Annotated in this window: 1 protein-coding gene; it reads left to right on the forward strand. The window is 72.1% G+C overall.

Annotated features, from left to right (window positions below; all coding sequences use genetic code 11):
* A partial coding sequence (locus HTV45_RS33155; RefSeq protein ID WP_215209601.1) for an amino acid adenylation domain-containing protein occupies positions 1-2,693 on the forward strand: 2,693 nt, incomplete at both ends.

A 2,693-nucleotide genomic window follows, 5' to 3' on the forward strand; every position in this document is an offset into this window, starting at 1 on the left:
TCGAGACCGGACCCGGCCACCACGTCCTGGTCCTGGTGGTGCATCACATCGCGGGTGACGGGTGGTCGATGGTCCCGCTGGCGCGCGATCTGTCGGCCGCCTACACGGCACGCTCCACCGGCCGCGCGCCGACGTGGGAAACGTTGTCAGTGCAGTACGCCGACTACAGCGTGTGGCAGCGCCGGCTGCTGGGCGAGGTGTCCGACCCGGACAGCACGCTGTCCCGGCAACTCGCCCACTGGCGCCGCGCACTTGCCGACCTGCCCGAGGAACTGACGCTGCCGTTCGACCGGCCACGCCCGGCGGTCTCTTCGCACCGGGGCGGACACGTCGGCCTGACCATCGACCCCCGGCTCCACCGGGCCCTGGCCGACCTGGCCAGAGCGCAGGGCGTGACCCTGTTCATGGTCGTACAGGCGGCGCTGGCCGTGCTGCTGCACCGGCTCGGCGCCGGGGACGACATCCCGGTCGGCACCCCGATCGCGGGCCGCACCGACGAGGCACTGGACGACCTGGTGGGCTTCTTCGTCAACACCCTCGTCCTGCGCTCGGACCTGTCCGACGACCCGACCTTTCTCCAACTGCTCGCCCGCACGAGGGAGACGGACCTGGGCGCCTACGCCCACCAGGACGTGCCGTTCGAACGGCTGGTGGAAGACCTGGCGCCCGCCCGGTCCATGGCCCGGCACCCGCTGTTCCAGGTCATGCTCACCCTGCAGAACACCACGGCGGCCGCCTTCGACCTGCCCGGGCTGCACGTCGAGACACTGCCCACCGGCGTCCTCCCCGCCAAGTTCGACCTGGACCTCCAGATCACCGAGCGGACCACCGACGACGGTGCCCCGGCCGGCCTGACCGGGTTGATCGTCTACGCCACCGACCTGTTCGAGCCCGCGAGTGCCGAGGCACTCGCACGGCGCTTCCGCACGGTGCTGGAAGCAGTGACCACCGATCCCGCGGTACCGGTCAGCCGCGTCGACGTCCTGGACGCCGCGGAGCGGGAGCGGATCCTGTCCGGCTGGAACGGCACCACCCGGGACGTTCGCCGGACCACCTTGGCCGACCGGTTCGAGGCCCGGGCCGCGCGCACCCCCGACGCGACGGCAGTGGTGTGCGACGGCACCGAGGTGACCTACGCGGAGGTGAACGCGCGGGCCAACCGGCTGGCCCGCGTCCTCGTGGACCAGGGAGCCCGGCCCGAAGAACGGGTCGCGGTGATGACGCACCGTTCCGTCGACCTGGTCGTCGCCCTCCTGGCGGTGCTCAAGACCGGAGCCGCCTACGTCCCGATCGACCCGGACTACCCGGCCGACCGCATCGCCTACCTGCTCGCCGACGCCCAGGTCACCCTGCTGGTCACCCACCAGGCCGTGCCGGGCGCGGGGACGGACGGTGTCACACGCGTCGAGACGAACGCCCCGGACATCATGGTCGCCCTGTCCACCATGGCCGGGGACGACCTCGCACCCCACGAGCGCGGCGCGGCGCTCCTGCCCGACCACCCCGCCTACGTGATCTACACCTCCGGTTCCACGGGACGCCCCAAGGGTGTCGTGGTGAGCCACGCGGCGGTCGCCCACTACCTCGACTGGGCCATCGACGCGTACCCCGGGCTGAGCGGCCGGACCGTGCTGCACTCGTCGGCCGCGTTCGACCTGACCGTGACACCGCTGTACGGCACGCTGCTCTCGGGCGGCACCCTGCACATCGCGGACGTCGCAGAAGGACTCCGGTCCGAGCCGGCGCCGACCTTCCTGAAGGTGACACCGAGCCACCTGGACCTCCTGTCCGAAGGGCCCACCGGATCCTTCCGCCAGGGTGACCTGGTGGTCGGAGGCGAGAACCTCACCGGCGACCAGCTCGCACGGTGGCGGTCCGCACACCACGACGTCCTGATCACCAACGAGTACGGCCCCACCGAGGCGGCCGTCGGATGCGTCACCTTCACCGTCCGTCGCGAGGACCCCGACGTACCGGGCGGCGTCCCGATCGGCCGCGCCGCACCGAACACGTGCGTTTTCGTGCTGGACACGGCCCTGCGGCCGGTGCCGCCAGGGGTGCCGGGTGAGTTGTACCTGGCGGGGGCCCAGCTGGCGCGCGGTTACCTGGGCCGGGCGGGGCTGACGGCGGAGCGGTTCGTCGCCAACCCCTACGGCGGGACCGGCGAGCGGATGTACCGCACCGGCGACCTGGCCCGGTGGAACGCCGACGGGCAGCTCGAGTACCTGGGCCGTACGGACGACCAGGTGAAGATCCGGGGNGAGCGGATGTACCGCACCGGCGACCTGGCCCGGTGGAACGCCGACGGGCAGCTCGAGTACCTGGGCCGTACGGACGACCAGGTGAAGATCCGGGGTTTCCGGATCGAACCGGGCGAGGTGGAGGCGGCGCTGGGCGCGCATCCATCGGTGGCCCGGTGTGCGGTGGTGGTGCGTGAGGACCGTCCGGGCGACAGGCGCCTGGTCGGTTATGTGGTCCCGGCCGGGACCGGCACCGCGGACCTGGCCGCGTTACGCATCCATCTCGGCGAGGTGCTGCCGGAGTACATGGTGCCGTCCGCGTTGGTGGTGCTGGATGTGTTGCCGTTGACGGTGAACGGCAAGCTGGACCGCGGGGCGTTGCCGGCTCCGGGGCGCGAGCCGTCCGGTGCCGGGCGGGGTCCGGCCACGGCGCGGGAGGAGATCCTCTGTTCG

It is taken from the genome of Streptomyces sp. CHD11 (assembly GCF_018638295.1).
GTDB lineage: Bacteria > Actinomycetota > Actinomycetes > Streptomycetales > Streptomycetaceae > Streptomyces.